The organism is Planktotalea sp., from assembly GCF_039984035.1.
In the GTDB taxonomy this organism is placed as follows: Bacteria; Pseudomonadota; Alphaproteobacteria; order Rhodobacterales; family Rhodobacteraceae; genus Planktotalea.
The window spans coordinates 1-7886 of the sequence record NZ_JBDWVM010000237.1 but is presented as its reverse complement, the minus strand read 5'-3'; the positions used below and the strand labels follow the sequence as shown (position 1 = coordinate 7886).

The following is a 7886-nucleotide window of genomic DNA, read 5'->3' as shown; positions in this document are numbered from 1 at the left end:
CTTCCAGCTTATTCGTCCAGCGCAGGTATCGTCCAGCGTTGTATTCGCCTCGCCGCACAGCGGGCGCGAATATGCTTGGTCGTTCATGCGGCGCTCGACCTTGAGCGATTTGGCTATCCGATCCTCCGAAGATGCCTATGTGGATCGCTTGATCGAAAGCGCGCCTGATTTCGGTTCGCCCTTGTTGCTCGCAACAGTGCCTCGTGCCTTTGTTGATTTGAATCGAAACGTTGATGAACTTGATCCTGCACTCATTGATGGTGTGAAGAAGAACTCCCACAATCCACGTATCGCGTCAGGTCTTGGCGTGATCCCGCGCGTTGTTGCGAATGGGCGTGCGATTTATCGTGGTAAGTTGAGCCAAGTTGAGGCGCGCAAACGCTTGATCGATTACTGGCATCCGTATCACAACGCTTTGATCGAGGTTTTACAAGACGCGCACACTGCGTTTGGTCGCGCGATACTTGTTGATTTTCATTCGATGCCGAGGGAAGCCTTGAGTGGTGTTGAACGGTTCCGCAATGGTCGTCCCGACATTGTGCTTGGCGATCGGTTTGGCGCGTCTGCCAATGGGATAATTGTGGATCAGATCGAAGCGGCCTTTGCCAATGTAGGGTTCAAGGTGTCGCGCAACAGTCCTTTTGCAGGTGCTTTCATCACGCAGAACTATGGCCGCCCGTCGCTTGATCAACACGCGGTTCAGGTGGAGATTGATCGTTCGATCTATATGGATGAGGCATCGATCAAGCCAAACGCGCATTTTGAAGATGTCAAAATGCGGCTCTCTTCAGCGATTGCAGAGATTTGTGAGATAGGCCGCGAGCAAAAACAATCTCTAGCCGCCGAATAAGGGCTAACGCAGCGCGCGCCCTTTTCGAATCGCGTCGTTACCAAAGCGCTGACGAATGGCATCTGTTGCGCGTTCGGCCTTGCCCCGTTTAAGGGCGCCAGGATCAAGCAAATCGCCATTCTGATCTGCGCCGTCCGCTGCGCATAAATCCGAGATCCCCGTGCCGATCAGTCGAAAAGGTCCTTGGTCGCTGACCGTATCGAAGAGCGCCTTGGCCTCTCTGTAAATGCGACCTGTCATCTGTGTTGGCTCACGCAGGGAAATGCGACGTGAAAGTCGTTTGAAATTTGCGCGTTTGAGTTTGAGTGTCACAACGCGCCCTGCGATATCTCTTGCCTTGGCGCGGTCAGCAACTTGTTCCGACAGCCGCCAGATATGACCATCTAGGACATCGAGATCGGCGGTATCTTCAAAGAAGGTCGTTTCCTTGGAAATACTTTTCACAGGGGCATGCGCGGAAACGCGTCGAAAATCTTCGCCGCGCGCGATGTGATAGAGCCGCTCGCCCGTGCCACCAAGGCGCGCGATGAGGTCGGTCTTTTCCCAGCGCAACAAATCATCGAAGGTACGAATGCCCACCTTTTCGAGTGAGGCCTGCGCCGCGGGGCCAACACCCCAAATCATGCGCACAGGTTTGCCCGACAGAAAATCGGCAGTCTCTGCTTTGCCAATGACTGAAAAACCACGGGGCTTGTCCAGATCAGACGCAACCTTCGCTAGGAATTTATTGTGGGACAGACCGATAGAGCCACTGAGCCCCAGTTCATCGCGCATCCGTTTGATCAATCGCGCGAGCATCACCGCTGGCGGCGCACCATGAAGGCGCTGGGTGCCGCGCAAATCCATGAAGGCCTCGTCCAGCGATAGAGGTTCAATCGCAGGTGTCAGCTCTTCCATCATGGCCTTGATGGCCTTTGATGCCTCAACATAGGCGCTCATGCGGGGTTTGATAACCGTCGCGTCAGGGCAAAGCTTCAACGCTTGAAACATTGGCATGGCAGAGCGCACCCCTTTGATCCGGGCTACATAGCATGCCGTTGACACAACGCCGCGTCGACCGCCGCCGATGATCACTGGTTTGTCCGCGAGGGAAGGGTCATCGCGCTTTTCAACGCTTGCATAAAACGCATCGCAATCCATGTGAGCGATGGACAAATCCATCAGTTCGGGATGCGAGACCACACGCACAGAGCGACAGGCAGGGCACCGTGTGCCACTGTCAAAATCTGTCAGACAATCTCTGCAAATAGCGGGCAATTGGCGGCCTTTGTTTGGGCAAATCAGAGCAGGACTGTACGCTTGCTGACCGATAATTTCAAACCGACCTTCTTTAAATTGCTGCGAAAATCCCTATATAACGTTCAATCTTTGGGAGAAATTTATGACATTAGATCAATTCTTTTTGGACTTTTTGAGCGAGAACACACTCTTTATCCTCATCGCGGTCTTTATTATTGTTTGTATCCTTCTTGGGGTGCGCATTGTGCCGCAATCCGAGAAATTTGTTGTGGAGCGTTTTGGTCGCCTCAAGTCAGTTCTTGGGCCTGGTATCAATCTGATTATCCCGTTTTTGGACAAAGTCGCGCACAAAATTTCGATTCTTGAACGCCAGCTCCCCAATGCGACGCAAGATGCCATCACTGCGGATAACGTGCTTGTTCAGGTCGAAACATCGGTTTTTTACCGTATCTTGGAACCTGAAAAGACAGTGTACCGTATTCGCGATGTTGATGCTGCGATTGCGACGACTGTCGCAGGTATGGTGCGTTCAGAAATCGGTAAAATGGAGCTTGATGAGGTTCAGTCCAATCGTACACAACTGATTTCCCAGATTCAAAAACTGGTGGAAAGCGCTGTTGATGATTGGGGTATCGAAGTGACCCGTGCTGAATTGCTTGATGTGAACCTCGACCAAGCGACACGCGATGCGATGCTTCAGCAATTGAATGCGGAACGCGCACGCCGTGCACAGGTGACCGAAGCGGAAGGCGCCAAACGTGCCGTTGAATTGAGCGCGGATGCGGAGTTGTATGCGGCGGAGCAAATCGCCAAAGCGCGCCGTATTGCTGCGGATGCGGAAGCCTACGCAACGGGTGTTGTTGCGGCTGCGATTGCCGAAAACGGTCTGGAAGCGGCGCAGTATCAAGTCGCCTTGAAACAGGTCGAAGCGCTCACCGCGCTCGGAACAAGCAGTGGATCGCAAACTGTTGTTGTGCCTGCAAGCGCGATGGATGCGTTTGGTGATGCGTTTAAGATGCTCAAAGGAGGGTCGAAATAATGTGGACGTCTTGGCTATTTTGGATGATCGGAGCGGTTGTTCTAGCCATCTTAGAGGTCTTTGCGCCGGGCTTTATCTTCCTAGGCTTCGCGATAGGTGCAGCGGTAGTAGGTCTGATTTTGCTCGTGGGTGGTTCAACCCTCAGCTTGAGCCTGCCATTATTGTTGCTGCTCTTTGCAGTGGTTTCACTGTTGTCTTGGGTGGCGCTACGCCGATTGCTCGGCGTGCGCAAAGGTCAGGTTAAAGTCTGGGATACAGACATTAACGATTAAGCGCGATTATGGCCTGCGGTGGCGAGTTCAGAAATGATCGCTTCCGCAGCTGCCTTGCGATTTTCAGCATCGCGGATCGGGCGGCCAACTACGATATGATCTACTCCATCTGACACAGCGCTGTAGGGCGTTGCGACACGCTTCTGATCACCTAAATCAGCGCCGGTTGGGCGTACACCGGGTGTCACAATCAAACGATCGTCGGATTCTGGAAGTGCGCGAATTGCTGCGGCTTCTTGAGGCGAGCAAATGATGCCATCCGCGCCAGCATTCAATGCACGGCCAGCACGATCTACAACCAGATCAGGCACGCCGCCATCACGGATCAGGCAATCATCTAGATCACCGCGATCAAGAGAGGTGAGGATAGTCACGGCAAGGATTTTCAAATCGGTGCCAGCGGCCCCTTCCTTCGCGGCGCGCACAACATGCGGATCACCGTGCACAGTTAGAAAATCCATTTCGAATTGGGCAAGCCCGCGCACAGCGGCTTCGACAGTGGCGCCGATATCAAAGAGCTTCATATCGAGAAAGATACGTTTGCCCATTTCCGACTTTAGCTCATTCGCCAGCGCCAGACCGCCGCCTGTCAGCATACCGAGGCCAATTTTGTAGAAAGAAACAGAATCGCCAAGCTCTTCTGCCATTTGCAGCCCCGCAATTGCGTTGGGCACATCAAGGGCTACGATCAGGCGATCATCTGACATTCTTCTACTCCTGCTTGGGTTGCCCCCCTATCGCGCGGAGGGCCAAGCAGGTCAAGGCTATCGGTGTTTAGATAGCGAATTCTTCGGGTAGAACACCGGGTGCGAATTTCATGTAGGATTTGCTGATACGGTATTCCGGCATGCGTTTTACTTGGCGCAGCGCCTCTGAAATCAGAGCTTTCATCGGATTGCGCTTGTCTGCGTCGCGCCCTGGTCTGACTTGGCAATCAAAGATCACATCGCCTGTGTCTGTAATAAACGCGACTTTGCCACTGCCGCCTGTTTCTGGCGAAAATTCCTGTAGTGGTGTGACGTCGATACGTTTCACGATCATTGTACTGCTCCTGCTAGATCCCAGTTTTGGGTTTTTGATTGTTCTCACATTCTATCGTAAACCAACGAATTTGGGCAAAATGTGTCCAATTGAGAGTTAATATGGTGGCGGGAAACTCTTGATATTAGGTTTCTAGACACCCACATTCTGTACAAGGCCCGACGCAAAGCGCGCTGCAAAGCAGGCGTAGAAATCCAAGTTGGGTGCTTAAAGAAGGAGTAAGAACATGGACTTGAACAAGTTCACAGAGCGTTCGCGCGGGTTCATCCAAGCGGCGCAAACAATTGCACAGCGTGAAGATCATCAACGTCTTTCGCCGGAACATATTCTCAAAGCACTGATGGATGACGAGCAAGGATTGGCATCCAATTTGATCACGCGTGCTGGCGGCGCGCCTGCTCGTGTAGTCGAATCGGTCGAAACCGCGATCAGCAAAATTGCCAAGGTCAGCGGCGATGCAGGTCAGGTTTATCTGGACGGTCAAACAGCCAAAGTACTTGATGAAGCAGAGAAGCTCGCCAAGAAGGCGGGAGATAGCTTTGTCACGGTTGAACGTATTTTGCAGGCGCTTGCGCTGGTGAAGTCCAAGGCGCGTGCTGCCTTGGAAGCTGGCGCAGTATCTGCCCAATCTTTGAACACGGCGATCAACGATATTCGCAAAGGGCGCACCGCTGATAGTGCGAGTGCTGAAGATGGGTTTGACGCGCTCAAGAAATACGCGACCGATCTGACGGAATCCGCAGAGCAGGGTAAAATTGACCCTATCATCGGCCGCGATGAAGAAATTCGCCGCGCGATGCAGGTTTTGTCGCGGCGCACGAAAAACAATCCGGTTCTTATTGGGGAACCTGGCGTGGGTAAAACGGCGATTGCTGAGGGCCTCGCCTTGCGTATTGTGAACGGCGATGTGCCAGAAAGCTTGCGCAACAAACGTCTGATGTCGCTCGACATGGGCGCTTTGATTGCCGGTGCCAAATATCGTGGTGAGTTTGAAGAACGTCTCAAAGCGATTTTGAGCGAAGTGACGACTGCTGCTGGCGAAATCATTCTGTTCATCGATGAAATGCACACGCTCGTCGGCGCGGGCAAAGCTGATGGTGCGATGGACGCATCTAACCTGCTTAAACCCGCTCTCGCACGCGGGGAGCTACATTGCGTTGGTGCAACGACGCTAGATGAATACCGCAAGCATGTGGAAAAAGACGCCGCTCTTGCGCGCCGTTTCCAGCCTGTGATGGTGGAAGAGCCAACAGTCGAAGACACGATTTCAATCCTGCGCGGTATTAAAGAGAAATACGAACTTCACCACGGCGTGCGCATTTCTGATAGCGCGCTTGTGGCTGCATCTACGTTGTCGCATCGCTATATTACAGATCGTTTCTTACCGGACAAAGCCATCGACTTGATGGACGAGGCTGCGAGCCGTCTGCGCATGGAAGTGGATAGCAAACCTGAAGAGCTGGACGCGCTGGATCGCGAGATCATGCAAAAGCAGATCGAGGCCGAAGCTCTCAAACTGGAAGATGATGCTGCGTCTAAGGATCGTTTGGAGGTTCTTGAGAAGGATCTGGCGGATCTCCAAGATCGTTCATCCGAGATGACAGCGCAGTGGCAGGCCGAGCGTGACAAGCTTGCTGGTGCCCGTGATCTGAAAGAGCAATTGGATCGTGCCCGTGCTGATCTGGAAATCGCCAAACGCGAAGGCAATCTCGCGAAAGCGGGGGAGCTGTCTTATGGCGTGATTCCGAACTTGGAGAAAGCGCTTGGTCAGGCCGAAGAGCTTGAAGAGACGGATGTCATGGTCGAAGAGGCTGTGCGCCCTGAACAGATTGCGTCTGTCGTCGAACGTTGGACAGGTATCCCTACGTCTAAGATGCTCGAGGGTGAACGCGACAAGCTGCTGCGCATGGAAGATGCGTTGCACTCCCGTGTAATCGGCCAACATTCTGCGGTAACGTCCGTTGCGAATGCTGTGCGCCGTGCGCGTGCGGGTCTCAATGATGAAAATCGTCCGCTTGGATCATTTCTATTCCTTGGGCCGACTGGCGTAGGTAAGACAGAGTTGACCAAAGCCGTTGCCGAGTTCCTCTTTGACGATGACAGCGCCATGGTGCGCATCGACATGTCTGAGTTCATGGAGAAACATGCGGTTGCTCGCCTCATTGGTGCGCCTCCCGGCTATGTCGGCTATGATGAAGGCGGTGTTCTGACCGAAGCAGTCCGTCGTCGTCCCTATCAGGTCGTGCTCTTTGATGAGGTGGAAAAGGCGCATCCCGATGTCTTTAACGTGCTGTTGCAAGTGCTTGATGACGGTGTTCTGACCGACGGTCAGGGACGCACGGTGGACTTCAAACAGACGCTGATCATCCTGACGTCCAACCTTGGCGCGCAGGCGTTGAGCCAGCTTCCTGAGAATGCTGATAGCGCAGATGCGAAACGGGATGTGATGGATGCAGTGCGTGCGCACTTCCGTCCTGAATTCCTTAATCGCCTCGATGAAACGATCATCTTTGATCGCCTCGCGCGCGAAGACATGACGGGTATTGTGGATATCCAACTTGGCTTGCTCGCCAAACGTTTGGCGGCGCGCAAGATCACGCTTGATCTGGATGATGCGGCGCGTCGTTGGCTCGCCGATGAAGGGTACGACCCTGTCTTTGGTGCGCGTCCGCTGAAACGGGTGATCCAACGTGCCTTGCAGAACCCACTGGCAGAACTTCTGCTTGCGGGCGATCTCGTCGATGGCTCCACGATTGAAGTGAGTGCAGGCGTCGAAGGGCTGATCATTGGGGACACAGTCGCGAGTACGAATCGTCCGCGACCTGATGATGCCGTCGTGCATTGAAACACGGTGAAGGACTCCGTGCTTTGACAGTTCGGCATTAAAACGAAACAACGGCCACGCAACTTAAAAGAGCGTGGCCGTTTTTATGATACTCCCCCCTGACATGGTAATCTTCGATTGTGATGGCGTCATTGTGGACAGTGAACCAATCACCAATCGCGTGATGCAAGCCAGCTTGGCGCGTCATGGACTTGCTTTAGAGTTCGATGAGATCATGCGCCTGTTTGTTGGCGGCACAATGCAAGGGGTGATGAAGCTGGCTATCGATATGGGGGCTAAGCTTCCTGATGATTGGCTTGATCAAATCTATGGTGAAATGTTTGTGTCTTTGGCCGAACAAGTCGAACCTATTCCGGGCATTGTGCCGGTTCTTGATGCGCTTGATGCAGTCGGCATTCCCTATGCGATTGGCTCTAATGGACCACATGCAAAGATGGATGTGACGCTGACGCGCACAGGTCTGAAACAACGCTTTGAAGGGCGTATTCATTCGCGTGAGGATGTGCCTAATCCAAAACCTGCGCCAGATGTTTATCTAAGGGCAGCGCAATCACTCGGTATCGCGCCAGAACGTTGCGCGGTGATTGAGGACAGCGCAAG

Annotated in this window: 8 protein-coding genes; 5 read left to right on the top strand and 3 right to left on the bottom strand. The window is 53.3% G+C overall.

Going from position 1 to position 7886, the window contains the following annotated elements; genetic code table 11:
* The coding region (locus tag ABJQ89_RS10700) for an N-formylglutamate amidohydrolase (RefSeq protein WP_348496227.1) at window positions 1-850 on the top strand (850 nt) is incomplete at its 5' end.
* Window positions 851-853: 3 nt separating this feature from the next.
* On the opposite strand, the gene ABJQ89_RS10695 is transcribed toward ABJQ89_RS10700, so the two are convergent.
* Window positions 854-2107 carry a DNA polymerase IV gene (locus tag ABJQ89_RS10695; RefSeq protein WP_348496226.1) on the bottom strand — a complete coding sequence of 418 codons (1254 nt, stop codon included), beginning with the start codon at window positions 2105-2107 and terminating at the stop codon, window positions 854-856.
* A gap of 124 nt (window positions 2108-2231) precedes the next feature.
* Between ABJQ89_RS10695 and ABJQ89_RS10690 the strand changes: the two genes are divergently transcribed.
* Window positions 2232-3128, top strand: a complete 897-nt coding sequence (locus ABJQ89_RS10690; RefSeq protein WP_348496225.1) for an SPFH domain-containing protein — start codon at window positions 2232-2234, stop codon at window positions 3126-3128.
* On the top strand, window positions 3128-3400 hold the full coding sequence (locus tag ABJQ89_RS10685) for a hypothetical protein (RefSeq protein ID WP_348496224.1): 273 nt from the start codon (window positions 3128-3130) through the stop codon (window positions 3398-3400). Before ABJQ89_RS10690 ends, ABJQ89_RS10685 begins: the two co-directional genes overlap by 1 nt.
* Here ABJQ89_RS10685 and pyrF read toward each other — a convergent pair.
* Complete coding sequence (gene pyrF, locus ABJQ89_RS10680) at window positions 3397-4107, bottom strand: orotidine-5'-phosphate decarboxylase (RefSeq protein ID WP_348496223.1); 711 nt, start codon at window positions 4105-4107, stop codon at window positions 3397-3399. The two genes, ABJQ89_RS10685 and pyrF, sit on opposite strands and share 4 nt — an antisense overlap.
* Before the next feature lie 67 nt (window positions 4108-4174).
* Complete coding sequence (locus ABJQ89_RS10675; RefSeq protein ID WP_348496222.1) at window positions 4175-4441, bottom strand: hypothetical protein; 267 nt, start codon at window positions 4439-4441, stop codon at window positions 4175-4177.
* A gap of 226 nt (window positions 4442-4667) precedes the next feature.
* Here ABJQ89_RS10675 and clpB point away from each other — a divergent pair, with 226 nt between their 5' ends.
* Together clpB and ABJQ89_RS10665 are read left to right on the top strand one after the other, a co-directional pair.
* Entirely contained in the window at window positions 4668-7286 is a 2619-nt protein-coding gene (clpB, locus tag ABJQ89_RS10670) for an ATP-dependent chaperone ClpB (protein WP_348496221.1), read from the top strand.
* An 85-nt stretch (window positions 7287-7371) separates the two neighbouring features.
* The coding region (locus ABJQ89_RS10665) for an HAD family phosphatase (protein WP_348496220.1) at window positions 7372-7886 on the top strand (515 nt) is incomplete at its 3' end.

Bases quoted from the DNA above. Each gene is read 5' to 3' on its own strand.
- ABJQ89_RS10685 (WP_348496224.1), top strand. From the start codon at position 3,128: ATGTGGACGTCTTGGCTATTTTGGATGATCGGAGCGGTTGTTCTAGCC.
- ABJQ89_RS10675 (WP_348496222.1), bottom strand. From the start codon at position 4,441: ATGATCGTGAAACGTATCGACGTCACACCACTACAGGAATTTTCGCCA.
- clpB (WP_348496221.1), top strand. From the start codon at position 4,668: ATGGACTTGAACAAGTTCACAGAGCGTTCGCGCGGGTTCATCCAAGCG.
- pyrF (WP_348496223.1), bottom strand. From the start codon at position 4,107: ATGTCAGATGATCGCCTGATCGTAGCCCTTGATGTGCCCAACGCAATT.
- ABJQ89_RS10690 (WP_348496225.1), top strand. From the start codon at position 2,232: ATGACATTAGATCAATTCTTTTTGGACTTTTTGAGCGAGAACACACTC.